Here is a 25,975-nt window from a genome sequence, read left to right as displayed (position 1 = left end):
CTCTAGGACAGCCGGACGACCTTGGGATCTCCTTGTGCGTCGGGGGAGGCGCCGCCCAAGGTTTCCGCAAGGCCGCGTGCGGAGCCTGACCGGAACGCCCGTACCGGGCACCTGTCAGCGGACCTACGCGTGAGAAGGCAAGCCATGAGACGTACAACCGCTGCGGCGCTCGCCGCAGTCATCGGCCTCCCGGTCGTCATCGGTGTCAGCGCATCCGCCGCCGTCGTCGGCGGTACGCCCGGGCCGGGCCTCGCGGCCGTCGGCCCCGTGAGTGCCACGAACGGCTACCCCACCTGGTACAAGGACAAGAACGGGCTGCGGCTCGAGCTGTGCGTCGCTGCAGCCGACCCCCTCTGCCCCGCCCGCGGCGACCTGCCGGACGAGACGGCCCCGGTCGCGTTCCCCGACAACTACCCGGACGAGGCCTTCTACTCACTGACCGGCGCCCAGGTCGACACGGCGGGCGCCGGCCTCGCGCGCCTCGACATGGCGCTCGAGGGAGCGTTCTCAGCCGGACCGGTCGTCGACGGCGAGCAGGTCGTCTTCGCACGGACGCGCATCAAGATGACGAACGTCCGCAACGACACCGACTACACGTTCACGACACCGGTGGGGACCAAGACCCTCAAGGCCAACCGGGATGGGCTGATCTTCGACACCGAGGACATCGGCATCGGTGCGCCGGGCGACTTCTCGGGCGCCCTCGGCGGCCGCATGGGGCCGTTCCTCACGTGGGACACGTTCGGCACACGGACCGACCCGGCGCTCAAGGGCGACGCCTACGTCGGCGATGGCATCACGGACCACCGGATCAAGGGCAGTCCCTACGGCACGAACTTCTTCCGGATCCAGGGGCCGGGCGTCAACCCCTCCGCGACGACGGACGGCTGCCCGACCGTGGCCGGACCCGTCACCGACTGCATCGAGACGAACCTGTTCACCGTGCAGGGCAAGGTCGCCACGACCTCCGGCGTCTCCGCCGACGCGGCGACGTACGCACGCTCGTCCGCAGGTGCCTCGGTCGTCGACGTCTATGCCTCCGCCGAGCCGGGTGAGGTGCAAGCCATCGAGGTCGAGGACGCCTCAGGCGCCGTCAGCTTCGCCACGACGGGCCTGACCGGTGCTGACGGACGCTACTTCGCCCGTGTCGCCGCGAGCGGGCTGCCGACGAAGGTGCAGGTGTCGAACGTCGGAGACGTGCCGATCTCGCGCAAGACCGCGACGGTCGTCGACCGGGTGTCGGGCACGGCGGTCTTCGACAACGACCACCACACCCTCTCGATCGGTGCGACCTCGAGCGACACCTACGCCGACCCTGCGCTCACGGCGGTCGGCTTCGGCTCCCTCGCCGGCGGCACGCTCGTCGTCGAGCACCTCGGCGCCCCGCCGGTGTCGGTCGTCGTCACCTCGGCCGCCGGTGGATCGCTCACCATCCCCGTGACCGTCAGCGGTGCCGCCACCGCACCGATCCCCGTGCGTGCCCAGGCCGGCCCCGACCAGACGGTCCAGCCCGGCCAGGTCGTCTCGCTCGACGGGTCGTCCTCGCGCGGCACGATCCTGTCGTACGGCTGGGAGAGCCCGAGCGGCATCTCCCTCGCCTCGCCCAACACCAGCGTCACGACGTTCACGGCTCCGAGCACACCGGGCGACTACGAGCTGACCCTGACCGTGACGGGCCCCGGGGGCACCACTGACCGGGCCACCGTGAAGGTCACCGTGACGGAGCCGGTCGTGGCCGTCGTCGCGAACGCCGGACCGGACCAGACGGTCCGGCGGGGGAGTGTCGTGACCCTCGACGGGACCGCGTCGCAGGGTGCCGCGACCTACGCCTGGACGCAGGTGGGCGGCGCGACCAAGCCTGCCGTCACCCTCACCGGTGCCGCGTCGGCACGGCCGACCTTCACGTTCCCGCTCTACCGCGCGTCGGACGGCAACACCGGGCCACTCACCTTCCGTCTGACGGTGCGCGACTCGACCGGGGCACTCACGGGAGTCGATGACATCGTCGTGACCCCGACGTCGGACACGGTCGTCGTGACCTCAGCACGGTACAAGGGACAGTGGCGGGTCGACGGGACGAGCTCGGTCGTGGCCGGGCAGCGGGTCACGGCGCACCTGGGCGGACTCGCCGGGGCGGTCATCGGCTCAGCGGTGGTCGACGCGGCCGGCGGGTACTCGATCCGCCCCGCCGCCGGACCTGTCGCGGGCCAGGGCGCCACGGTCGTCGTCGAGTCGGAGCTGGGCGGGATCTCCACCCCGTTCACCGTACGGCTGAACTGACCCCGCCAGGGGGGTGGGGCGCAGATGCCCCCGGCGTCCACCCCGAGGTGGCTCCCTCCCCCCGGAGGGGGCCACCTCGCTGCGTGTGAGCGGGGGCCGACCGGTTCGATCGGACCGTCGTCACCGACGGACGCCGAGGAGGATGGGCAGGACAGTGCGCTCCAGCTCGCCGACCCCGATCGACCGCGGCTCGATGAGCCGCTGGGCCATCGAGCCCTGCGCCAGGGCCATGGCGGCACGGACGAACAGCTCCGTCGGCATGGCCAGGGACAGTCCCTGGCGGGCGACCGCTTCGTCGACGACGGCGACGAGCTCGTCACGGACCCGGCGCTGCTGCGCGGCCCAGGCCCGGCGGGCTCCGGCGTCGCGGATGGCGTGAAGCGTGAACTCGGTGGTGAGCACCAGCCAGCGCTCCTGGCTGCGGCTGTCGTCGGCGAGGGCGGCGAAGACGTCCCGCAGCAGGTCGTCGGCGCTGACGTGCGCGCCCTTGCTGGCGCGACGGATGCGCTCCACCAGGGCCTCGGAGTGGCGACGGGAGAGCTCGACTACCAGGTCCTCCTTGGAGCTGAAGTTCGAGTAGAAGGCGCCCCGGGTGAAGCCGGCGCGCTCGCAGATCTCCTCGACGGTCGCCCCGTGGAACCCGCGCTCGGCGAACACCTCGCTGGCAGCCTCGAGAACGCGGTCGCGCGTGGCCTGTCGTCGTGGGGTGACACGAGCTGGTGCGGAGGTCGCGACTCTGCTGGACGGCATACGGCAAGGATACGCTCTCGAATTGAATACGGATCTGTATCGGATGCATACTCGTATCGTGACTGTTTCCGAGGTGGCGCCCTGCGACTCGCCCGACCCGTGGAAGGTCGTCGTCGACGACGTCAGCGTGGCCGGGACCGCCGGCAAGCGCGAGCCGTTCGTCGAGCACGTCAGCTTCACGGCGCCGGCCGGCGAGGTCACCCTCGTCGCGACCGACCCGGGCATCCCGCAGGTCGCCCTCGCCCTGGCCCTCGGCGGTCGCGTCCAGCTGCGTGGCGGCCGTGTCGCCGCCGGCGGCGCGAGCGATGCCGCGCAGCTGCAGCGGCGCACCCGCCTGGTCGACGTCGCCGACGTCACCGCCCCGGAGGAGGCCTTTCGCGTCCGTGCCGTCGTGCAGGAGGAGCTCGCCCTGGCAGAGCGGCCCGCCTCGCGCGCCGCGGTGGCGGCGTTCCTCGACGAGCACGCCCTCGCCGACGCGGGCGCCCGACCCTGGGGGCGGCTGCCGGCCGCAGTCCGCACCAGCCTGCTGCTCGAGCTCGGTGCCCTGCACCCGCACGTGCGCGTCCTCGTCCTCGCCGGGCCGGAACGGCACGGCGGCGACCCGGCGCCCTGGCTCGAGACCTGCCACCGCCTCGCCGCGACGGGCCTGGCCGTCCTCGTCCTCACCACTGCTGCGTCCGTCGCGGCCCTCTCGACCCTCGACGTCGCCCCGGCGGCCTCCAAGGAGCCCCTGCCATGAACCCCATCCGTCTCGCCGTGGCCGAGCTGCGACGCCTCACCAGCTCGCGCCTCGCCCGCCTCGCCCTCGCGGCCCTCGTCCTCATCCCGACGCTCTACGGCGGGCTCTACCTCTACGCCAACCACGACCCCTACGGCGCCTTCCCGCGGGTGCCCGCCGCGGTCGTCAGCGACGACACCGGCACGACGCTCAGCACCGGGGAGAAGCTGCAGGTCGGGGACGGGGTCGCGGACCACCTCGTCGGGTCGAAGTCGTTCGACTGGCACCGCGTGTCCCACGCCGAGGCGATGCGCGGCGTCGACGACGGGACCTACTCGTTCGCCGTTATCCTCCCGCGCAGCTTCTCGGCCGACCTGGCCTCGACCGCAGAGTTCAAGCCCCGCCAGGCCACCGTCGTGCTCGAGACCAACGACGCCAACAACTACATGACCTCGATGATCGGCAACCAGGTGATCAAGCAGGTCTCGGCCTCGGTCGCGAGCCAGGTCAGCGAGACGGCCGCCAGCAAGCTGCTGCTCGGCTTCAGCCAGGTGCACGACCAGCTCGTCAAGGCGGTGGACGGCTCGGAGAGGCTCCGGGCCGGGGCCGCCAGGGCCGACAGCGGAGCACACCGGCTGGCGAGCGGCGCATCGAGCTTCGCGAGCGGCCTGCGCGACCTGGCCTCGGGCGCCGAGCGGCTCGACGCCGGGGTCGGACGGGCGGCTGCCGGCGCCGACGAGCTGCAGGCCGGCGCCGGACAGCTCGCGAGCGGGCTGGGCACCCTCCAGTCACGGACGGCCGGCCTGCCGGCCCAGACTGCCGAGCTGGCCGACGGCGCAGAGCAGGTCGCGGCGGGCAACCGCACGATCGCCGGCTACGGGGCGAAGGCGGCGTCGGCCTCCACGGACCTGCGCAAGCGCATCGCCGCCGACCGCAGCGCCTTCATCTCGGACCTGCAGGCACAGGGCCTCACCGAGGCGCAGCGCGCCGTCGTCGAGTCCCGCCTCGACGCCATCGACGGCTACGTCTCGCGTGCCGACACGACGATCCAGTCGGCCTCCGTCGACCTGACCCGCCTGTCCACGGGAGCCGGCCGGGTGGCCACCGGCGCGCGCAGCCTCGCCAACGCCGCGCCCGCCCTGACCGACGGCATCGCGTCGGCCCGCTCGGGCTCGGTCCGGCTGCGCAACGGTGCCGGCACCCTCGCCGGCGGCCTCGACTCGCTGCAGCACGGGGCCGCGCAGATCTCGTTCGGCGCCGGCCGGGCCGCAGACGGCAGCGACTCGCTGGCCAGGGGCGCCGGCTCCCTCGCCACGGGGCTCGACACCCTCACCCAGGGAGTCGGCGACCTGCACACCGGCCTGGTCAAGGGCCGTGACTCGGTGCCCGACCCCAGCGATGCCCAGCGCAAGGCGATGGCCCAGACCATCGGCAACCCGGTCGGCGTGTCCACCGGCTCGCTCTCCTCGGCCGGCTCCTACGGCGCGGGCCTCGCGCCGCTCTTCCTGAGCCTCGCCCTCTGGATCGGCGCCTACGTCCTGTTCCTCTTCGTGCGGCCGCTGTCGACCCGGGCGCTCGCGACGAGCGCGCGTCCGGTCCGCACCGCTGTCGGCGGCTGGCTCGCTCCCGCCCTCGTCGGCCTCGTCCAGGTGGCGGCCCTCGTCCTCGTCGTCGGCCGCGGCCTCGACATCCGGATCGCCCACCCGGTGCTCGCGTTCCTCTTCCTGTGCCTCACCTCGATGACGTTCGTGGCGATCCTGCACGCCCTCGCCTCGCGGTTCGGGGCCGTCGGCAAGTTCCTCGGACTGGTCCTCATGGTCGTCCAGCTCGTCAGTGCCGGAGGCACCTTCCCGTGGCAGACCCTGCCCGGACCGCTCCGGGCCATCCACCACGTCGTGCCGATGAGCCATGCCGTCGACGGCCTGCGCCGCCTGCTCTACGGGGCCGACCTCGGGCCGGTCACGGGCTCGCTGGGCGTGCTTACGGCATACCTCCTCGGCGCCCTCGCGGTGTCGACGGTCGCCGCGCGGCGGTCGCGGATGTGGACACCGAGGCGCATCAAGCCGGAGCTCGCTCTCTGAGCCCTCTCGGCCCCTCCCACCCCGCGGCTGACAAGCCGGCGCCGGCGGAGCATGCTCGGACCATGAGCAGCGCGTCCAGGGAGAAGACCCTCATCCTCATGCGGCACGCCAAGGCGGGGGAGGGGCGCGGTTTGCCGGACCACGACCGCGAGCTCGCTCCGCGTGGGCGCCGGGACGCCAGGGCGGCCGGCAAGTGGCTGCACGACGAGGGACTGGTGCCCGACCTCGTCATCTGCTCCACGGCCGAGCGCACCCGGCAGACGTGGGAGGAGGCCTGCCACGGTGGCGCGCAGACCGAGTTCGTCGAGTTCCGTCGCAGCGTCTACGTCGGTGGCTCCGAGCAGACCCTCGAGACGCTGCGGGAGGACGCCGGCGACACCACCACGGTGCTCGTCGTCGGCCACAACCCGACGATGGCGCAGCTGACCAGCCTGCTCGCCGACGGGGAGGGCTCCCGCGAGGCGCACGACGCCCTGAGCCAGGGCTTCGTCACGAGCGGGGTGGCCGTCCTGCGCTATGCGGGGGAGTGGGCCGACATCGACCTCGGCACCTGTGAGCTGGACCGCTTCCACGTGAGCCGCGGGCACGAGGGCTGACCGGGCGAGGCATGTGAGGCACGGGTTGGAGCAGGAGGCTCGGACCAGGACATGAGATGCCGTGTCCAGCCCGCGGACACCCAGTCCTATGCTGCAGGCATGACGCAGACGCCTGACATCAAGCCCCGCAGCCGCGACGTCACCGACGGTCTGGAGAAGACCGCTGCGCGGGGGATGCTCCGGGCCGTGGGCCTCGGCGACGACGACTTCGCCAAGCCGCAGATCGGGGTCGCGAGCTCGTGGAACGAGATCACGCCGTGCAACCTCTCGCTCGACCGGCTCGCCAAGGCGGTCAAGGACGGCGTCCACGCCGGCGGCGGCTACCCCCTCGAGTTCGGCACCATCTCGGTGTCCGACGGCATCTCGATGGGCCACGAGGGCATGCACTTCTCGCTCGTCTCGCGCGAGATCATCGCCGACTCCGTCGAGACGGTCATGAACGCCGAGCGCCTCGACGGCTCGGTGCTGCTCGCCGGCTGCGACAAGTCGCTGCCGGGCATGCTCATGGCGGCCGCGCGCCTCGACCTCGCGTCAGTCTTCCTGTATGCCGGCACGATCCTCCCCGGCGTCGCCAAGCTCTCCGACGGCACCGAGAAGGAGGTCACGATCATCGACGCCTTCGAGGCCGTCGGTGCGTGCAACGCCGGACTGATGTCGCGCGAGGACGTCGACGCCATCGAGAGAGCGATCTGCCCGGGCGAGGGCGCCTGCGGCGGCTTCTACACCGCCAACACCATGGCCGCCGTCGCCGAGGCGATCGGCATGTCGATCCCGGGCTCGGCCGCGCCGCCGGCCACCGACCGGCGCCGCGACATGTACGCCCGCAAGTCCGGCGAGGCCGTCGTCGAGCTGCTCCGGCGCGGCATCACCGCGCGCGACATCATGACCAAGCCGGCCTTCGAGAACGCCATCGCCGTCGTCATGGCCTTCGGTGGCTCGACCAACGCGGTGCTGCACCTGCTCGCCATCGCCCACGAGGCCGACGTCGACCTGACCATCGACGACTTCCGCCGCATCGGCGCCAAGGTGCCGCACCTGGCCGACGTCAAGCCCTTCGGCAGCTTCGTCATGAAGGACATCGACCACATCGGCGGCATCCCCGTCGTCATGAAGACGCTGCTCGAGGCCGGCCTGCTCGACGGGGACTGCCTCACCGTGACCGGCAAGACCATGGCCGAGAACCTCGACGAGATCAACCCACCGCACATCGACGGCCGCGTCATCCGTGAGATGTCCCGGCCGATCCACAAGACGGGTGGCCTGACCATCCTCAAGGGCTCGCTCGCGCCTGAGGGTGCTGTCGTGAAGTCGGCCGGCTTCGACGAGTCGGTCTTCGAGGGCACGGCCCGGGTCTTCGACGGTGAGCGCGCCGCCATGGACGCCGTCGAGGAGGGCTCCCTGAAGAAGAACGACGTCGTCGTCATCCGCTACGAGGGCCCCAAGGGCGGCCCGGGCATGCGCGAGATGCTCGCCGTCACCGGCGCCATCAAGGGCGCCGGGCTCGGCAAGGACGTCCTGCTCCTGACCGACGGCCGCTTCTCCGGCGGCACCACCGGCCTCTGCGTCGGCCACGTCGCTCCCGAGGCCGTCGACGAGGGGCCGATCGCCTTCGTCCGCGACGGCGACGTCATCCGTCTCGACGTCGCCAGCGGCACGCTCGACGTCCTCGTCGATGAGGACGAGATGCAGCGCCGTCGCGCGGAGGGCGTCACGCACCCCGAGCCGAAGTACACCCGCGGCGTCCTCGCCAAGTACCGCAAGCTCGTCGGCAGCGCGAGCGGCGGCGCCGTCTGCGGTTGAACGGGACCCGTTCACTCGAGTGGGCGCTCGTCCCACTCGAGTGAACGCCCAGCCCGGTGTGCGACCGGATCATTGCCCTCCTGCCAGGGCGTTCCGAGTGGTCCGCCGCTGCAGGGGCTCTACTGTGCGCAGCGACGACGGCTCACGTCGTTCACGATCCGCGGAGGTCGATCCACCCGATGCCCACCGACACGCTTCCCGAGCTCACCACGGCATACCCCATCGGCGAGGAGCAGGTGCAGTCGTACCGCAGGGACGGCTTCATCCGCCTGCCACAGGTCGCGACCGCACAGGAAGCCGCCGCCTACCGGCCCTCGATCGCGGCGGCGGTCGAACGGCTCGGCACCGAGACGCGGCCGCTGGCCGAGCGCGACAGCTACGGGATGGCCTTCCTGCAGGTGATGAACCTGTGGCGACACGACCCCGACGTGGCCCGCTTCGTCCTCGGGCCGCGCTTCGCCGGTGTCGCCGCGCGGCTGCTCGGGGTGCCCAGGGTGCGGCTCTACCACGACCAGGCGCTCTTCAAGGAGCCCGGCGGTGGCTACACGCCCTGGCACCAGGATGCGATGTACTGGCCGCTCGACGGCTCCCGGTGCCTCACCATGTGGATGCCGCTGGTCGACATCACGCCCGCCCACGGCGGGCTCGCCTTCGCCGTCGGCAGCCACGTCGACGGACCGCTCAGTGACATCGGCATCTCGGACGCCTCCGAGGAGCACTTCGACCGGCTGCTCGCCGAGCGCGCCGTCGTCGTCGACCAGCCGCTCGCGATGCGAGCCGGGGACGCGTCCTTCCACTCCGGCTGGACCGTGCACAAGGCGCTCGGCAACACCGCGGACCGGATGCGGGAGGTGATGACCGTCATCTGGTTCGCCGACGGCCTGCCCGTGCTCGAGCCGGCCAACCCAGCCCAGGCCAACGACCTCGCGACGTGGCTGCCGGGCCTCGCGGCCGGGCAGCTCGCTGCCTCACCCACCAACCCGGTGCCGGGCGAGGCGCTCGGCTAGGGCCGGCTCGTCTCGTCGCCGGTCTCCTCGCCCGTCTGTGCGACGGCTTCGGCCTGAGCCTTGAGTCCGGCGGCCTCGGTGGCGAGGTAACGGTCGGTGAGGGACCGGTAGGCGCGTCCCACCAGCGCCCCCGCCCAGCCGGACTGGGTGATCGACAGCGTCACGCGGCAGCGGCCGTCGCCGGTGCTCTCCACCACGTGCCGCCCAACCGTGCGCAGGCCGGGTCCGCTTGCCTCCCAAGTGAACTCACGGCCCTCGGCCAGGTGGGTGACGGTCCAGACGGTGGTGGGGATGCGCGGCTGGTCGGCGCGGACGCGAGCGCCCTCGCCCAACGCGGGATCGAGCAGCGTGACCGAACGGAACGACGAGGTCCACTCGGGCCAGCGCTCGACGTCTCGGAGCACCGCCCACACCCGCGCCGCCGGGGCGTCGACGTCGACACTTGTTTGCTGTTCCATCCGTCCCCTCAAGCCTGTCCGCGCGCCGGCTCGGCCTCGTGCCCCGGTGCCACGTCGGCCGCCCAGTGCCGCCACACCGAGGTCACCTGCATGCCCACCTTCTCGTAGAGACCGAGCGCGCCGGTGCGGGAGTCGGTGGACAGCTCCGAGCGCTCGCCCCCGTGCGCCCGACCCACCTCGAAGGCGTCGACGAGGAGGGCCCGTGCCAGCCCCTTGTGGCGTTCGTCGCGACGCACGGCGAGCTTGTCGACGTAGGCGCACCCGCTCGACACGATGACGAACGCCATGCCGACGACCTCGTCGTCGCGGTCGACCATCAGGCGCAGCTGCCACCCTTCGTAGCCGGGCCGCATCGACACGGTGGCCGCCCACTCCTCGAAGGTCGCACGCTCCCGCTCGGACCACTCGAGGAACGCGTCCTCGTTTATGGCCCACGCCGCGCGGAGGTCGGCCTCGTCGCGAGGCTCGCGGACGGCATACCCCTGCGGGATGGGCTGCGGTGCGATCGCGGTCCCGGCGGGCATCTCCAGCACCCACGAGGTCCACAGGCAGCGGTAGCCGAGCGAGGCGAGCAGCCGCTCGCCGGGCGAGTCGCCGGGGACGGGCTGGCCCACCACGGAGCCACCGTCGCGGGCTGCGACGCTGCGGGTCCAGCGCGACAACGCGGTCCCGATGCCGCGCCCGCGGTGGTCGGGGTCGACCGCGGCGTCCGCCCAGCGGGCCTTGTAGACCTCGGCGTACGCCACCAGCCGGTCCTCGTCGAGGACGCCCACCGACTGGGTGGCGAGGTCGAAGGCGGGCCGCTGCCAGTCGCCGACGATGTCGGCCTCCTCGATGAGGACGGTGCCGACGTCGTGCTGCTCGCACCTCGCCATCAGCTCGGTGACTGCCGCGGCATCGCCGGGTGACAGCGGCCGGGTCGTGAGGCCACCGACGCCGGCCGGGAGCGTGAGGGCCACGGGAGCGGGGGTCCGGGAGGACGTGCCAGTCGCAGTCATGTCGGCAGTGTCCCGAGCCGGCCGGCCCCGGACAAGCGACTTTCGCCAGCGTGACCAAGATGACAACACGTGAGACGCCGAGGCCACATGTTGAGACGGCCCGGACCGCCGATTGACACCGCTGTGGGTTCGGAGCACGGTTGTCCCGTGGCCCGAATCCTCGTACTTCCCTAGCGCGCCGACCAGCTCGAACGGTCAGCGCGCTCCCTTCCGTCCCCCGCGGGACAGAAGGGTTTTTTTGTGGGTGGATTCGGACCGACCGGCAGGACAACGAAGTGCAGGACAACGAAGTGCTCGAGACAAGGAAGACATCGTGAGCGACACGACGAAGCAGGCGCCCTCGCCCGCCGACGTGGCCTCCCTGGCCCGTCCCCGACCCTCGGCGGAGGGAAAGTCGGTCCAGCCGGCCGGCGCCGCCACGCCGGCTCGCGAGGTCACCGGGGCCCAGGCGCTCGTACTCTCCCTCGAGGCCATCGGCTGCGACACCGTCTTCGGCATCCCGGGCGGGGCGATCCTGCCGGCCTACGACCCGATGCTCGACTCGAAGAAGGTCCGCCACATCCTCGTGCGCCACGAGCAGGGCGCCGGGCACGCGGCCGAGGGCTACGCCGCGGCGACCGGCAGGGTCGGCGTGTGCATGGCCACCTCCGGACCGGGCGCGACGAACCTCGTGACGCCGCTCGCCGACGCCCACATGGACTCCGTGCCGGTCGTCGCCATCACCGGGCAGGTGCCGAGTGCGGCCATCGGCACGGACGCGTTCCAGGAGGCCGACATCCGCGGCATCACCATGCCGATCACGAAGCACAACTACCTCGTGACCGACCCGGCGAAGATCCCGCAGGCCATCGCCGAGGCGTTCCACGTCGCCAGCACGGGGCGGCCCGGCCCGGTGCTCGTCGACATCAGCAAGGACGCGCTGCAGGCCACCACGACGTTCAGCTGGCCCCCGCCGATCGACCTGCCCGGCTACCGCCCGGTGACCAGGCCGCACGGCAAGCAGATCCGCGAGGCCTCGCGCCTGATGGCGGCGGCGAAGCGGCCGGTGCTCTACGTCGGTGGGGGCGTCGTGCGGGCCCGCGCGAGCGAGGCGCTGCGCCGCCTCGTCGAGCTGACCGGCATCCCCGTCGTCACGACCCTCATGGCGCGCGGCACGGTGCCCGACAGTGAGCCGCTCAACCTCGGCATGCCCGGCATGCACGGCACGGTGGCCGCAGTCACCGGGCTGCAGAAGTCCGACCTCATCATCGCGCTCGGTGCCCGCTTCGACGACCGCGTGACCGGCCAGCTGTCGACGTTCGCCCCGGACGCCAAGGTGATCCACGCCGACATCGACCCGGCCGAGATCTCCAAGAACCGTTTCGCCGACGTGCCGATCGTCGGCGACGTGGGCGAGGTCATCCGCGACCTCATCGAACAGGTCACGCTCGACCGGGCCGCGGACGACCCCGGTGCCTGGGACTATGAGGAGTGGCGTGCCCGCGTCGCCGGGTGGAAGCAGACCTTCCCCCTGGGCTACACCGACAGCGAGGACGGCACCCTGTCCCCCCAGTACGTCATCGAGCGCATCGGGGCGCTGTCCGGTCCGGAGGCGACCTACGTCGCGGGCGTCGGCCAGCACCAGATGTGGGCGGCGCAGTTCGTGCAGTACGAACGCCCGAACGCCTGGCTCAACTCCGGCGGCCTGGGCACCATGGGTTACTCCGTCCCGGCGGCCATGGGCGCCAAGGTCGCCGAGCCGGAGCGCACCGTCTGGGCCATCGACGGCGACGGCTGCTTCCAGATGACCAACCAGGAGCTCGCGACCTGCGTGATCAACCACATCCCGATCAAGGTCGCGGTGATCAACAACAGCTCACTGGGGATGGTGCGGCAGTGGCAGACGCTCTTCTACGACGAGCGCTACTCCAACACCAACCTGCAGCCGCTCGAGCAGCGGGTGCCCGACTTCGTCAAGCTCGCCGACGCGTACGGCTGCCTCGGCCTGCGGGCCGAGACGCCCGAGGAGGTCGACGCCGCCATCAAGCTGGCCCTCGAGACCAACGACCGCCCGGTCGTCATCGACTTCATCGTGCACCGTGACGCCATGGTGTGGCCGATGGTGCCGGCGGGCGTCAGCAACGACATGATCCAGGCCGCCCGCCACGAGGCGCCGGTCTGGGAGCGGGAGGACTGAGCATGAGCAAGCACACCCTGTCGGTGCTCGTCGAGGACAAGCCCGGCGTCCTGACCCGCGTCGCGGCCCTCTTCTCGCGCAGGGGCTTCAACATCGACTCGCTCGCCGTCGGCCCGACGGAGCTGGCGGACATCTCGCGCATCACGGTCGTCGTCGAGGTCGAGGGCGCGGCCCTGGAGCAGGTCACCAAGCAGCTCAACAAGCTGATCGAGGTGCTCAAGGTCGTCGAGCTCGACCCGCACGCCTCGGTGCAGCGCGAGATCCTGCTCGTCAAGGTCCGAGCCGACCCCGCCACCCGCAGCCAGGTGGTCGACACCATCTCGCTGTTCAAGGCCAAGGTCGTCGACGTGACCACCGACGCCGTGGTCATCGAGGCCACCGGCACGTCCGAGAAGCTGCGCGCGCTGCTCGACGTCCTCGAGCCGTTCGGGATCCGCGAGCTCGTCCAGTCCGGCATGGTCGCGCTCGGCCGGGGTTCCCGCTCGATCACCGACCGCAGCCTCCGCAGCGCCTGACCGTCCATCCGCCACACCAGACCCACCGCACACCGCAACCGAAGGAGAAGGCCACCATGGCCGAGATGTTCTACGACGACGACGCCGACCTGTCCGTGATCCAGGGCAAGAAGGTCGCCGTCATCGGCTATGGCAGCCAGGGCCACGCCCACGCGCTCAACCTGCGCGACTCCGGCGTCGACGTGCGCGTCGGCCTCGCCGAGGGCAGCAAGAGCCGCGCCAAGGCCGAGGCCGAGGGCCTGACGGTCACCTCCGTCGCCGACGCCGTCAAGGAGGCCGACCTCGTCGTCATCCTGACGCCCGACCAGGTGCAGCGGACGGTCTACGCGAACGACATCCAGCCGAACCTGCGTGACGGCGCCGCCCTGCTCTTCGGCCACGGCTTCAACATCCGCTTCGGCTACATCAAGCCCGAGCCCGACGCGGACGTCCTCATGGTCGCCCCGAAGGGGCCCGGCCACATCGTGCGCCGCGAGTTCTCCGACGGCCGTGGGGTGCCCGTCCTCCTCGCCGTCGAGCAGGACGCCTCCGGCACCGCCTGGGACCTCGCCAAGGCCTACGGCAAGGCGATCGGCGGGCTGCGCGCCGGCGGCATCAAGACCACCTTCACCGAGGAGACCGAGACCGACCTCTTCGGCGAGCAGGCGGTGCTCTGCGGCGGGGCCAGCCAGCTCGTCATGTACGGCTTCGAGACGCTCGTCGAGGCGGGCTACCAGCCCGAGGTCGCCTACTTCGAGTGCCTGCACGAGCTCAAGCTCATCGTCGACCTCATGATCGAGGGCGGCATCGCCAAGCAGCGCTGGTCGGTCTCCGACACCGCCGAGTACGGCGACTACGTCTCCGGTCCGCGCGTCATCGACCCGCACGTCAAGGAGAACATGAAGGCCGTCCTCACCGACATCCAGAACGGCACCTTCGCCAAGCGGTTCATCGACGACCAGGACGCCGGCGCGCCGGAGTTCAAGTCCCTGCGCGAGAAGGGTGCCCAGCACCCGATCGAGGCGACCGGACGCGAGCTGCGCAAGCTGATGGCGTGGGTCAAGCAGACCGACTCCGACTACGTCGAGGGCTCGGCGGCGCGCTGAGCCCCGCGCACGGCCGGGCGGCCGGCGTCCCGTTCGTGGGGACGCCGGCCGCTGCCGTATGCCGTCACGTCAGCGGCCGGTGAGGCGCGCCGGCTGGGTGGCCAGCCACTCGGCGAACGTCCGGCCGCCGACGTCGGCGCTGCCGGGAGGCGGGACGGTGCGGCTCTCGGCGTAGGCGTGCATGAGCCGGCCGACCGGCGGCACGCGGATGGCCCGCGGAGCCGAGGCGCCGCGATGGGCGCGGACCAGCCTTGCCACCTCGACGAGGGAGAGCACGTCAGGGCCCGCCACGTCCGTCGCCCTGGCGTATGCCGTCGGACGGGGACCGAGCGCCAGCTCGGCGAGCCGGGCGGCCACGAAGTCGGTGTCGACCGGCTGGAACGCCGTGTCGCCGACCGTGAAGGTCACCGGCCCCTTCGTGAGGGTCCGCGCGAAGAAGGCCGTGAGGGAGTGGAACTGGGTGGCTCGTAGGACCGTCGCAGGGCCACCGGCCGCCTGGATGCCCTGTTCGGCGCGCAGCTTGCGGCGGTAGTAGGCCATCGGGTGGTCGTCGATGCCCACGATGGAGACGTGCACGAGGTGGACGCCACGGGCGGCTGCCGCATCGGCGAGCCGCCGCGTCCCGTAGACCGTCACGAAGTCGCCCTGGGAGGGGTCGTCGGCGCAGTGGACGAGTGCGTCGGCGCCGGCGAGGGCGGCCTCGAGCCCGGCGCCCGTCGTGAGGTCGAGTCCCGTCCGACGGCTGGCCGGGACGGCCTCGTGGCCCTGCTCCACGAGCAGTCGCACGACACGCGACCCCAGGTCGCCCATCCCGCCGGTCACCACGATGCGCATGGCCACAGACTGGCTCCTGCACCGTGTCCGCGCAACGACCTGCCCGGGCACGGCCAGCGCCTAGACTCACCGGCGGCACAGCGCGGTGTCGTCGAAGGCCGGCGCCCGACGTGTGTGCGGCCGGCACCCGTCCGGAAGGGAGCGTCCCGTGAGCAAGCCTGTCGTCCTCATCGCTGAGGAGCTCTCGCCGGCCACGGTAGAGGCACTGGGACCCGACTTCGAGGTGCGTCACGTCGACGGCACGAACCGCGAGGAGCTGCTGGCCGCCCTCGTCGACGTCGATGCGGTGCTGCTCCGCTCCGCGACGAAGATGGACGCAGAGGCCGTCGCGGCCGCCAGGCGGCTCAAGGTCATCGCCCGCGCCGGAGTGGGCCTCGACAACATCGACGTGCAGTCGGCCACGCGAGCCGGCGTGATGGTGGTCAACGCCCCCACCTCCAACATCACCTCGGCTGCCGAGCTGGCCGTGGGCCTGCTGCTCGCCACGGCGCGCAACATCGCTGCCGCCGACCAGGCGCTCAGGGGCGGGGAGTGGGAACGCAGCCGGTACCCCGGCGTGGAGCTGCTCGACAAGACGGTCGGCATCCTCGGGCTCGGCCGCATCGGCGCCCTCGTGGCCGAGCGGCTCAAGGGCTTCGGCATGAGGACCGTCGCCCACGACCCCTATGCCTCGCCGGCCAGGGCGGGGCAGCTCGGCGTACGGCTCGTCACCCTCGACGAGCTGCTCTCGCAGTCGGACTTCATCACCGTCCACCTGCCCAAGACGCCGGAGACGCTGGGGATCATCGGCGAGGAGGCCCTCTCGAAGGTGAAGCCGACGGTCCGCATCGTCAACACCGCCCGCGGCGGCATCGTCGACGAGGCCGCCCTCGCCCGCGCCATCACCGAGGGCCGGGTCGCCGGCGCCGGTCTCGACGTCTTCGCCAAGGAGCCGACCACTGTCTCGCCGCTGTTCGCCCTGTCCTCCGTCGTCGTCACCCCGCACCTCGGCGCCTCGACCCACGAGGCCCAGGAGAAGGCCGGCATCGCCGTCGCCAGGTCGGTCCGTCAGGCACTCGGCGGGGAGCTCGTTCCCGACGCGGTCAACGTCTCCAGCGGCCTGATCGCCGAGGAGGTGCGCCCCGGCATCCCCCTCGTGGAGAAGCTCGGCCGCATCTTCACGGCGGTCGCCGGCGCCGTCCCGGCCCTGCTCGACGTCGAGGTGCGCGGCGAGATCACGGCACACCGCGTCGACGTCTGGAAGCTCGCGGCCCTCAAGGGACTGTTCACCGACGTGGTCGAAGACCCGGTCACGTACGTCAACGCCCCGGTGTTCGCCGAGCAGCGGGGGTGCGTCGTCCGGCTCGTCACGGACCCGCATTCGGGCGACTTCCGCAGCGTCACGACGCTGCGTGGCACGCTCGGCGACGGCACGGTCGTCTCGGTGGCGGGCACCCTGACGGGGCCGCGGAGGGTGGAGAAGCTCGTCGGCGTGGGGGACTACGACCTCGAGGTGCCCAGCTCGGAGCACATGCTCGTCTTCGAGTACTCCGACCGCCCCGGCGTCATCGGGGCCGTCGGTCGCATCCTCGGCGACGCCGACATCAACATCGGCGGCATGCAGGTCTCCCGGCACGAGGACCGCGCCATCGGCGTGCTGAGCGTCGACAGCGCCGTCCCCGCCCCGCTCGCCGCCGAGCTGACCCAGGCGATCGACGCCAAGGCCTTCTCCGTCGTCGACCTGCGGGACTGACCCGGGGCGAGGGGCGCCCCACCAGGCCACCCGGCATACGCGGTCGGCGTCGTCGACCACCCCGGCCATCTCAGGGTCACGGCACTCAACCGGTCGGTCGCGCGTCTGCCGAGCCGGTGGCGCCCTCCTCGGCACGTTCGGTGAGGCGCTCGGTGGCGACGACCGGCTCCTGGCTCTCGGGGGTCTCGAGGTCCGCCAGCTCTGGCACGAGCTCGTGGCGCTTGCTGAAGGTGTCGACGATCGCCAGGGCCACGGCCGCGATGGGGATGCCGATCAGCGCGCCGATGGGGCCGAAGAGTGCCGCTCCGGCGATGACCGACCCCAGGGCCACTGCGGGGTGCACGTCCATGGTCCGGCGGCTGATGCGGGGGGTGAACACGTAGTTCTCGAGCTGCTGGTAGACGGTCGCGAACGCCACGATCCAGAGCGCGTTGACCGGCCGGTCGAGGAGCGCGAACAGAGCCGGGAGGGCGACGCCGATGTAGGTGCCGATCGTCGGGATGAACTGGCCCACGATGCCGGCGAAGACACCGAGTGGGAGCCAGAACGGCACGTCGATGAACCAGAAGAACGTGGCGTGGAAGACGGAGGAGAGCGTGGCGAGCACGACCTTGGACACGACGTAGCCACCCGTCTTCTCGACCGAGATGGTCCAGACCGTGATGAAGACGCGCTGGTAGCGCTGGGGGAGCCACGAGCCGATGGTCTGGCGGAGCTTGGGGCTGTCGGCCGAGAAGTAGTAGGTGAAGACGAGGATGGTCAGCGCGTCGAAGAGGAAGGTGAGGACCGAGCCGAAGATGCCGATGATGCCGCCGCCGTACTTCCCGGCGAGCTCGCCCAGCTTGTCGGGGGTCAGGACGAGCGCCTTCTGGATCTGCGAGAGGTCGAACGAGGTGTGGAAGGTCGAGTTCACCCAGTTGATGGCCGAGGTGATCGCCGTCGGCAGCTGGCTCCCCAGCTCGGAGAGCTGGGAGACGAACACCTGGCCGAACATCTCGACGATGGCGACGAAGACCAGCACCATCGCCAGCATGGTGAGCCCGGTCGCGAGCCCCCGCTTCATCCCCCGCTTGCCGAGCCACAGCACGACCGGCTCGAGGGCGATGGACAGCAGCCACGCGAGCAGCAGCAGGAACAGGAAGCTCGCCATCGCGTCGAAGGCCCAGGTGGCCACCGTGAGCAGGACGAGCCCGCCGATGACGGTCGCGGTGACTCGGCGGGCGTTGGCCGGCGTGATGGCGATCCAGCGCACCTGCTCGTCGGACGGCACGCCGGGCGCGGCATGACTGGTCTTCCCCGGCCCGTGGTGCGCCGGGTCGGTCGGGGGGGCAGGCGGGGGGTCGACGGTCTCGTCGACGTGATGGGCGCTCACGCACCGAGCCTACGAGCCGGCGGCCGTGCATCGGGGATGCCGCGTGCGCGCCGCTGCCGATCCAGCGCGCCTCAGGTCAGGTGTTCCGCGCTCGTGGACACCGCGTCTCATCTTCTGGAAACCCCCTGTACCTGCAGGTGGCCCCGCGTACCGTGAAATGCATGGCGCGGCAGGTCGTACTCATTCTCCGCCGCGGCGAGTCCAGGTAGTCAGCACCCTCGCCGCGGAGATCCCGCCGCACCCCTCGTGCTGACCGGTTCGCCCACCAGGGCTGGAGCCACCTGAGACCGACACCCGCACGCAACCGAAAGACGTGATTCCCATGAGCGAAGACGCCAAGGCCGCCCGTCAGGCCCTGCAGGAGTCGATGGACCTGCGTGACCAGGGCCACGCCGACGACTGACTCCGAACACCGGAGCGCTGAGTGAAGCGAGAGCCCCTGCCGTCTCGGCAGGGGCTTTCGCTTTTCACTTCCTGAGACACGGATCCCACATCACAAGACGACTCCTAGGCTGGCGTGCATGGCACAGACGCAGCTGCAGGACGCCTACTCGATCGCGGTCATCGGTGGTGACGGCATCGGTCCCGAGGTGGTTGCGGAGGGACTCAAGGTGCTCGACGCCGTCACGAGCGAGGGTGGCCCGAAGTTCTCCACCACGGAATACGACCTGGGCGCCCGGCGCTGGCACGCCACGGGGGAGACGCTGCCCGACTCGGTCCTGGACGAGCTGCGCGGGCACGACGCGATCCTCCTCGGGGCCATCGGCGACCCCAGCGTGCCGAGCGGCGTCCTCGAGCGGGGCGTGCTCCTGCCCCTTCGCTTCGCGCTCGACCACTACGTGAACCTGCGTCCGGCCAAGCTCTTCCCCGGAGTCTCGAGCCCGCTCGACGTCGCCCGCGTCGCGCCCGACGGCATCGACTTCGTCGTCGTGCGGGAGGGCACCGAGGGCCCGTACACCGGCAACGGCGGCGCGTTGCGCGTCGGCACTCCTGCCGAGATCGCGACCGAGGTCAGCATCAACACGCGCTACGGCGTCGAGCGGGTCGTGCGCGACGCGTTCGCCCGGGCGCAGTCCCGGCCCCGCAAGCACCTGACCCTCGTGCACAAGCACAACGTGCTGACGTATGCCGGCCACCTGTGGCGTCGCACCGTCGAGGAGGTGGGTGCCGAGTTCCCCGACGTCGAGACCGCCTACCAGCACGTAGACGCCGCGACGATCTTCCTCGCGACCGACCCCGGCCGCTTCGACGTCATCGTCACCGACAACCTCTTCGGCGACATCGTCACCGACATCGCCGCGGCCATCGCGGGCGGCATCGGGCTCGCCGCCTCGGGCAACATCAACCCGGCACGCACGACACCCAGCATGTTCGAGCCCGTCCACGGCTCCGCGCCCGACATCGCGGGACAGTCGAAGGCGGACCCGACCGCCGCGATCCTCTCGGTCGGTATGCTGCTGGCCCACCTCGGGCTCGACGACGAGGCCGCCCGCGTCGAGGCCGCCGTGGCGGCCGACCTGGCCGAGCGCGGCCACACCGCGCGGAGGACGACGGCCGTCGGCGACGCGGTCGCCGGCCGCCTCTGACACCGCGCGACACGGCATACGCCCGCGGGGTGCCCGCTCCGTGGGTGGGGCGTATGCGGGGGGCGCCCACCCGTCGACGGCCGGGGCCGCGAGCGGCGCCCGGCTACGTCGTCTCACCATGTGGGCGATAGCCTGACGTCGGATCACCGCTGATTTCTGCTCTGGAGGTTTGTCATGGCCCAGCTGTCCTTCGAGGTCACCCGCCGGGACGACCTCACCCCACCCGAGCGCATCGCCGAGATCCTCGAGAACCCGGGCTTCGGCAAGACCTTCACCGACCACATGGTCGTCGCGACCTGGACCGCCGACGGCGGGTGGGGTGGCGCGCAGGTCAAGCCGTACGGCCCCTTCCAGCTGGACCCCGCGGCCGCCGTCCTGCACTACGCGCAGGAGATCTTCGAGGGCATGAAGGCCTACCGCCACGCGGACGGCTCCATCTGGACCTTCCGCCCGGAGGCCAACGCGGCCCGCTTCGCGCGCTCGGCCCGCCGGCTGGCGCTGCCCGTGCTGCCCGAGGACGACTTCGTCGAGTCGCTGCGCCAGCTCGTCACCGTCGACCAGGAGTGGGTCCCCGCCGGCGACGCGGGGGAGAAGAGCCTCTACCTGCGCCCGTTCATGTTCGCCTCCGAGGCCTTCCTCGGCGTGCGGCCCGCCCAGCAGGTCACCTACTCGGTCATCGCGTCCCCGGCCGGGTCCTACTTCTCCGGCGGCCTCAAGCCGGTCACGCTCTGGATCTCCACCGACTACGCACGTGCGGGCGAGGGCGGCACCGGAGCGGCCAAGTGCGGCGGCAACTACGCCAGCTCGCTCGCCGGCCAGCTCGAGGGCATCGAGCACGGCTGCGACCAGGCGGTGTTCCTCGACTCCTCGACGCACACCTACATCGAGGAGCTGGGCGGCATGAACCTCTTCCTCGTCACGAAGGACGGGCGCATCATCACGCCCGAGCTCACCGGCACCATCCTCGAGGGCGTCACGCGCAGCTCGATCCTGGCGATCGCCAAGGAGCTCGACCTCTCGCCCGAGGAGCGGCGCATCCCGATCGAGGAGTGGAAGGAGGGCGCCGCGAACGGCGACATCGTCGAGATCTTCGCCTGCGGCACTGCCGCCGTCGTCACGCCCGTCGGCGAGCTGCGCTGGGACGGCGGCTCGGTCGACCACCGCCGCGAGGGCCACGAGGACCGCTACGCCGAGGCGATCCGCACGCGGCTGCTCGACATCCAGTACGGCCGTGCGGAGGACACGCACGGGTGGCTGACCCGGCTCGTCTGACGAGGGCGGTGCCGCCCGTGGGCGTCGGTCGGGCCGTGGCCGGCGGACCCCGACCGCGGCTGGTCGCCTCCGACCTCGACGGGACGCTGCTGCGCAGCGACGGCTCGATCTCGCCGCGCACCGTCGCAGCCTGGACCGCGGTCTGGGATGCGGGGATCGAGACGGTCCTCGTCACGGCCCGGCCGCCGCGCTGGCTCCACGACCTCGAACGCGTCGTGGGGCCGCGGGGGACTGCGATCTGCGGCAACGGCGCGTTCGTCTACGAGGTCGCGACGCGCCGCATCGTGGAGACCTACTGCTTCGAGCCGGATGCCATCGACGAGCTGGTCGGCGACCTGCGCCGCGCGGTGCCGTCGGTCAGCTTCGCCGCCGAGCGCGCCACCGGGCCGTTCGTCTCCGACGACTATCCCGACCCGCACCGCGACCGGGGCGCCGAACATGGGGCCGAGCGTGCGCGGCGCGGTTCCTGGCGGGAAGTCGGGGCCGAACCGGTGGGCAAGCTGCTCGCGCTCGCGCCGGACCTGCCGACCGAGGAGTTCCTCGCGACCGTCGAGGAGGTCCTGGGCGACCGCGGGCACCTGCACTTCTCCGGGGCCCCCGGCCTGGCGGAGATCAACGCCCCGGGGGTGACCAAGGCCGCCGGGCTCGAGCGCTGGGCCGCGCGGCTGGGCGTCGCGGCAGCCGACGTCTGGGCCTTCGGCGACATGCCCAACGACCTGCCCATGCTCTCGTGGGCAGGGGTTGGATGGGCGGTCGCCAGCGGGCACGACGAGGTACGCCGTGCCGCGGACCGGGAGTGCCCGGCGAACGACGAGGACGGGGTGGCCCAGGTCCTCGAGGCCCTGTTGGGCCAGACTGGCGAACAAAAGGTTTGAGTCAGGACCATTGACGTCGCGTGTTCTGCGGGTATTTGATGCCACGCATCACATGACGCGGCGGGCAAAGGTTCGCCGCCTGATGTTTGCGAGGTAGTGCTGTGAGCGTTCCTCCGTCCCCTGCCACCCCTTCCACACCCCCGACCGCCGTCGCTTCCGACACGGCCGCCGGGCACCCGGACGACGACGAGGGGCTGCTCGCGTCGCTCGGCTACAAGCAGGAGCTGCACCGCGGCATGTCGGGCTTCTCCAACTTCGCCGTGTCGTTCTCGATCATCTCGATCCTGGCCGGCTGCATCACCAGCTATGCGATCGCCATGAACGCCGGCGGCCCGATCGCCATCTCGATCGGCTGGCCGCTCGTCGGCGCCTTCGTCCTGTGCGTTGCCATGGCGATGGCCGAGGTGTGCTCGGTCTATCCGACCGCCGGCGGCCTCTACTTCTGGGCCGGACGGCTGGCCCGCCGCAACAAGCGCGTGTGGGCGTGGTACGTCGGCTGGTTCAACTTCCTCGGCGAGGTCGCCGTCACCGCGGCCATCGACTACGGCGCCGCGGTCACGTGGATGGCCCTGCTGAGCCTCGTCTTCGACCTGCAGGTGACGGCCGGCACGACGTTCGTCGCCTTCCTCGTCATCATCGTCCTGCACGGGCTGCTCAACACCTTCGGGGTGAACCTCGTCAAGCTCCTCTCGAACGTGAGCGCCTGGTGGCACCTCGTCGGCGTCGCCGTGATCGTCGGCGTCCTCGTGGTCGTCCCGGACAAGCACCAGGACCTCTCGTGGACCTTCACGCACTTCGAGAACAGGACCGGCTGGGGCGCGCCGTTCTACGCGTTCCTGCTCGGCCTGCTCATGGCGCAGTACACCTACACGGGCTTCGACGCGTCGGCACACGTCGCCGAGGAGACGAAGAACGCGTCGATCGAGGCGCCCAAGGGCATCGTCCGCAGCGTCTGGGTCTCGATCCTCGCCGGCTGGGTGCTCCTCGTGGCGGTCACCGCGGCGATCCAGAGCTATGACGGCGCCCTCGGGACCGACATCGGGCTGCCGCCGGCGCAGATCTTCATCGACGCCGCCGGCCGCTCGCTCGGGATCTTCCTGCTCTTCATCTGCGCCGTGGCCCAGTTCTTCTGCGGCATGGCGTCCGTGACCGCGAACTCCCGCATGTCGTATGCGTTCTCGCGGGACAACGCGCTCCCCGGCTCGCGCTGGTGGTCCCAGGTCAACCCCCGCACCGGCACGCCCACCAACTCCATCTGGCTGTGCGTCGTGTGCTCGGTCGTCCTGACGACGCCGGCGCTCGTGTCGACCACGGCCTACCTCGCGGTCACCTCGATCGCGGTCATCGGCCTCTACATCGCGTACGTCGTCCCCGTGTTCCTGCGCCGCACGAACCCGGACTTCCGGCCGGGCCGGTGGAACCTCGGCCGCTGGAGCGCGCCGATCGGCTGGGTCTCGGTCGCCTGGGTGGCCTTCATCGTCGTGCTCTTCATGCTCCCGCCGGCGAGCCCGATCACGGTCGAGACCTTCAACTACGCCCCCATCGCGGTCGGCGTGGTGCTCGTCTTCTCGACGGTCACGTGGTTCGCCGGCGGCCGCAAGCACTTCATGCGCGACGTCCCGGCAGGCCACGACACGGTGCCGGCCACGGAGGTCTTCGGCTGACATGGTGCCCGACAGGGGAGCCCAGCCGCCCCAGCCCCTGGGGCTGACGGCGTTGCCGGACGCGGTACTGCGTCCCGCGTCCGGCAACGCCTTCGAGCACGCGGTCGAGCAGCTCGCGCGGGCGATCCGACTCGGGGTGTTCCCCGACGGTGAGCAGCTGCCGCCCGAGCGCGAGCTGGCCGAACGGCTCGGCATCGGGCGCAACACCCTGCGCGAGGCGATCGCTGCGCTGCGGGAGTCCGGCATGGTCACCACCCGACGGGGGCGGGGCGGCGGCACGTGGGTGACGTACGGGGGCGCCGTCCGGGCGGCGTCGTGGGAGCCCAAGGACGCCCCGGTGCGCAGCGGCGCCGCCATGGACGACGCGCTGGCGTTCCGCCGCGTCGTCGAGCCCGGCGCGGCGTGGTTCGCCGCCTCGCAGCCGCTCGCCGGGGACCAGCGGGCGTGGCTGGCCGACAGCCTGCGCGACGTCGACGAGGCGGTCGACGCGGCGGCGCACCGGGTCGCCGACTCGCGGCTGCACCTGGCCGTGGCGGCGCTGGCCGGTTCGCCGATGCTCGTCGACGCGGTGACCCGGGCCCAGTCCGCGCTCCACGACATGCTGACGTCGATCCCCGTCCTGACCCGCAACATCGAGCACTCGAACGCCCAGCACCACGAGGTCGTCGAGGCGATCCTGCGCGGCGACCCGCACCGGGCCCGGGCCGCCATGGAGGAACACTGCGACGCCACCTCCGCGCTCCTGCGCGGACTTCTCGGATAGGACACGTGCACATGGCACCAGCACCAACCCTGACCCTCGAGCGGCTGCGCGCCGAGATCGAGTCGGGCGACATCGACACCGTGGTCGTCGCATTCACCGACATGCAGGGACGCCTGCAGGGCAAGCGCCTGCACGGCCACTACTTCCTCGACCACGTGCTCGAGGACGGCACCGAGGGTTGCAACTACCTGCTGGCCGTCGACGTCGACATGACCACGGTCGACGGCTACGCGATCTCCTCGTGGGAGCGCGGTTACGGCGACATGTTCTTCGACCTCGACCTGTCGACGCTGCGTCGCACCCCCGGCAGTCGCCACTCCGTCACGGTGCAGTGCGACCTCACCTGGCTCGACGGGAGCGGCCCCGTGCTCCAGTCGCCGCGTTCGGTGCTCAAGAAGCAGGTGGAGCGGGCCGCCGCGCTGGGGATGGGCGCGCACTGCGGCACGGAGCTGGAGTTCATGGTGTTCCAGGAGTCGTACGAGCAGGCCTGGGACTCCGGTTACACCGGGCTGACGCCCGCCAACCGCTACAACGTCGACTACTCCATCCTCGGGGGTGACCGCGTCGAGCCGCTGCTGCGCGAGATCCGGAACGAGATGTATGCCGCGGGCGCCGTCGTCGAGAGCGCGAAGGGGGAGTGCAACCTCGGCCAGCACGAGATCGGCTTCCTCTTCGACGAGGCGGTCAGAACGTGCGACAACCACGTCGTCTACCGCAACGCCGCCAAGGAGATCGCCGCCCACCACGGGCAGTCGATCACCTTCATGGCCAAGTTCGACCAGCGCGAGGGCAGCTCCTGCCACATCCACCTGTCGCTCCGGGGGCTCGACGGGGAGACCGTCTTCGCCGACGAGGAGCGCGAGCACGGGCACAGCGTCCTGTTCGACCACTTCCTGGCCGGCATCCTGGCCACGCAGCGCGAGCTGACCTACTTCTACGCGCCGAACATCAACTCCTACAAGCGTTTCGCGGCGGCGAGCTTCGCGCCGACGACGGTGGCATGGGGACGTGACAACCGCACGTGTGCGCTGCGCGTGGTCGGGCACGGCCCTTCACTGCGGGTCGAGAACCGGGTGGGTGGCGGCGACCTCAACCCCTACCTGGCGGTGGCGGCGATGCTCGCCGGCGGCCTGCACGGCATCGAGAACGAGCTTCCTCTCGAGCCCGCGCTCCAGGGCAACGCCTACACGTGTGACAGGCCGCGCGTGCCCTCGACGCTGCAGGAGGCGCGCGACCTCCTCGCAGCCTCCACCGTGGCCCGGGCCGCGTTCGGCGACGAGGTCGTCGACCACTACGTCAACGCTGCCGACGTCGAGATCACCGCCTTCAACGCCGCGGTCACGGACTGGGAGCGCCGGCGCGGCTTCGAACGGCTCTGACCCCGACTTCCCCACCACCGACCTCGTTTCGATG

General features: G+C 71.4%; 22 protein-coding genes. 17 read left to right on the top strand and 5 right to left on the bottom strand.

Translation table 11 applies throughout. The features are described from left to right. Positions 1-144: 144 nt before the first annotated feature. On the top strand, positions 145-2,280 hold the full coding sequence (locus LQK93_RS02570) for a PKD domain-containing protein (protein WP_374970012.1): 2,136 nt from the start codon (positions 145-147) through the stop codon (positions 2,278-2,280). Between the two features lie 120 nt (positions 2,281-2,400). Here the strand turns inward: LQK93_RS02570 and LQK93_RS02565 are convergent, their stop codons facing one another. Then, positions 2,401-3,030 (bottom strand): TetR/AcrR family transcriptional regulator, encoded by a 630-nt coding sequence (locus LQK93_RS02565; protein WP_374970011.1) that lies wholly within the window; start codon positions 3,028-3,030, stop codon positions 2,401-2,403. A gap of 58 nt (positions 3,031-3,088) precedes the next feature. On the opposite strand from LQK93_RS02565, the gene LQK93_RS02560 reads away from it, so the two are divergent. The 5 genes from LQK93_RS02560 to LQK93_RS02540 all read left to right on the top strand — a co-directional run bounded on the left by LQK93_RS02560 (position 3,089) and on the right by LQK93_RS02540 (position 9,232). After that, positions 3,089-3,769, top strand: a complete 681-nt coding sequence (locus LQK93_RS02560) for a hypothetical protein (protein ID WP_374970010.1) — start codon at positions 3,089-3,091, stop codon at positions 3,767-3,769. After that, positions 3,766-5,829: a YhgE/Pip family protein gene (locus LQK93_RS02555; RefSeq protein ID WP_374970009.1), complete on the top strand. Its 2,064-nt coding sequence runs from the start codon at positions 3,766-3,768 to the stop codon at positions 5,827-5,829. The genes LQK93_RS02560 and LQK93_RS02555 overlap by 4 nt, the downstream gene beginning before the upstream one ends. Before the next feature lie 62 nt (positions 5,830-5,891). Beyond that, entirely contained in the window at positions 5,892-6,425 is a 534-nt protein-coding gene (locus LQK93_RS02550) for a histidine phosphatase family protein (RefSeq protein WP_374970008.1), read from the top strand. A 99-nt stretch (positions 6,426-6,524) separates the two neighbouring features. After that, on the top strand, positions 6,525-8,225 hold the full coding sequence (gene ilvD / locus LQK93_RS02545; RefSeq protein ID WP_374970007.1) for a dihydroxy-acid dehydratase: 1,701 nt from the start codon (positions 6,525-6,527) through the stop codon (positions 8,223-8,225). A gap of 179 nt (positions 8,226-8,404) precedes the next feature. Continuing rightward, positions 8,405-9,232, top strand: coding sequence for a phytanoyl-CoA dioxygenase family protein (locus LQK93_RS02540; protein WP_374970006.1), 828 nt, complete (start codon positions 8,405-8,407; stop codon positions 9,230-9,232). Here LQK93_RS02540 and LQK93_RS02535 read toward each other — a convergent pair. Together LQK93_RS02535 and LQK93_RS02530 are read right to left on the bottom strand one after the other, a co-directional pair. After that, positions 9,229-9,690 (bottom strand): SRPBCC family protein, encoded by a 462-nt coding sequence (locus LQK93_RS02535; RefSeq protein ID WP_374970005.1) that lies wholly within the window; start codon positions 9,688-9,690, stop codon positions 9,229-9,231. The genes LQK93_RS02540 and LQK93_RS02535 overlap by 4 nt on opposite strands. Positions 9,691-9,698: 8 nt before the next feature. Then, positions 9,699-10,688: a GNAT family N-acetyltransferase gene (locus LQK93_RS02530; RefSeq protein ID WP_374970004.1), complete on the bottom strand. Its 990-nt coding sequence runs from the start codon at positions 10,686-10,688 to the stop codon at positions 9,699-9,701. Between the two features lie 313 nt (positions 10,689-11,001). On the opposite strand from LQK93_RS02530, the gene LQK93_RS02525 reads away from it, so the two are divergent. From LQK93_RS02525 to ilvC, 3 genes are read left to right on the top strand one after another with little or no spacing between them, the layout of a single operon-like run. Then, positions 11,002-12,864 carry an acetolactate synthase large subunit gene (locus tag LQK93_RS02525; protein WP_374970003.1) on the top strand — a complete coding sequence of 621 codons (1,863 nt, stop codon included), beginning with the start codon at positions 11,002-11,004 and terminating at the stop codon, positions 12,862-12,864. 2 nt (positions 12,865-12,866) lie between these two features. Beyond that, entirely contained in the window at positions 12,867-13,379 is a 513-nt protein-coding gene (gene ilvN, locus LQK93_RS02520; protein WP_374970002.1) for an acetolactate synthase small subunit, read from the top strand. Positions 13,380-13,435: 56 nt separating this feature from the next. Continuing rightward, on the top strand, positions 13,436-14,464 hold the full coding sequence (ilvC, locus tag LQK93_RS02515; RefSeq protein ID WP_374970001.1) for a ketol-acid reductoisomerase: 1,029 nt from the start codon (positions 13,436-13,438) through the stop codon (positions 14,462-14,464). Positions 14,465-14,533: 69 nt separating this feature from the next. Here ilvC and LQK93_RS02510 read toward each other — a convergent pair whose 3' ends face one another. Then, positions 14,534-15,298, bottom strand: a complete 765-nt coding sequence (locus tag LQK93_RS02510) for an SDR family oxidoreductase (RefSeq protein WP_374970000.1) — start codon at positions 15,296-15,298, stop codon at positions 14,534-14,536. A gap of 148 nt (positions 15,299-15,446) precedes the next feature. Between LQK93_RS02510 and serA the strand changes: the two genes are divergently transcribed. Then, a complete protein-coding gene (gene serA, locus LQK93_RS02505) occupies positions 15,447-17,030 on the top strand; it encodes a phosphoglycerate dehydrogenase (RefSeq protein ID WP_374969999.1) in 1,584 nt (527 codons plus the stop codon). 85 nt (positions 17,031-17,115) lie between these two features. On the opposite strand, the gene LQK93_RS02500 is transcribed toward serA, so the two are convergent. Then, positions 17,116-18,402 (bottom strand): AI-2E family transporter, encoded by a 1,287-nt coding sequence (locus LQK93_RS02500; protein WP_374969998.1) that lies wholly within the window; start codon positions 18,400-18,402, stop codon positions 17,116-17,118. Between the two features lie 322 nt (positions 18,403-18,724). Here LQK93_RS02500 and LQK93_RS02495 point away from each other — a divergent pair, with 322 nt between their 5' ends. The 7 genes from LQK93_RS02495 to LQK93_RS02465 all read left to right on the top strand — a co-directional run bounded on the left by LQK93_RS02495 (position 18,725) and on the right by LQK93_RS02465 (position 25,941). Continuing rightward, positions 18,725-18,805, top strand: coding sequence for a hypothetical protein (locus LQK93_RS02495; RefSeq protein ID WP_034807691.1), 81 nt, complete (start codon positions 18,725-18,727; stop codon positions 18,803-18,805). Between the two features lie 118 nt (positions 18,806-18,923). Next, positions 18,924-19,988 (top strand): 3-isopropylmalate dehydrogenase, encoded by a 1,065-nt coding sequence (locus LQK93_RS02490; protein WP_374969997.1) that lies wholly within the window; start codon positions 18,924-18,926, stop codon positions 19,986-19,988. A 174-nt stretch (positions 19,989-20,162) separates the two neighbouring features. Next, a complete protein-coding gene (locus tag LQK93_RS02485) occupies positions 20,163-21,260 on the top strand; it encodes a branched-chain amino acid aminotransferase (protein ID WP_374969996.1) in 1,098 nt (365 codons plus the stop codon). Then, positions 21,239-22,135, top strand: coding sequence for an HAD-IIB family hydrolase (locus tag LQK93_RS02480; protein WP_374969995.1), 897 nt, complete (start codon positions 21,239-21,241; stop codon positions 22,133-22,135). Before LQK93_RS02485 ends, LQK93_RS02480 begins: the two co-directional genes overlap by 22 nt. A gap of 101 nt (positions 22,136-22,236) precedes the next feature. Beyond that, positions 22,237-23,799, top strand: coding sequence for an amino acid permease (locus LQK93_RS02475; RefSeq protein WP_374969994.1), 1,563 nt, complete (start codon positions 22,237-22,239; stop codon positions 23,797-23,799). Between the two features lie 4 nt (positions 23,800-23,803). Further along, the gene (locus LQK93_RS02470) at positions 23,804-24,562 is read left to right on the top strand and encodes a FadR/GntR family transcriptional regulator (RefSeq protein WP_374969993.1); all 759 of its coding nucleotides are present in this window, start codon (positions 23,804-23,806) and stop codon (positions 24,560-24,562) included. An 11-nt stretch (positions 24,563-24,573) separates the two neighbouring features. Continuing rightward, complete coding sequence (locus LQK93_RS02465; protein ID WP_374969992.1) at positions 24,574-25,941, top strand: glutamine synthetase family protein; 1,368 nt, start codon at positions 24,574-24,576, stop codon at positions 25,939-25,941. Positions 25,942-25,975 lie beyond the last annotated feature (34 nt).

It is taken from the genome of Terrabacter sp. BE26 (assembly GCF_041941675.1).
Classification (GTDB): domain Bacteria; phylum Actinomycetota; class Actinomycetes; order Actinomycetales; family Dermatophilaceae; genus Terrabacter.
The sequence above is the reverse complement of the archived record's forward strand: the minus strand, read 5'-3'. Positions and strand labels throughout refer to the sequence as shown.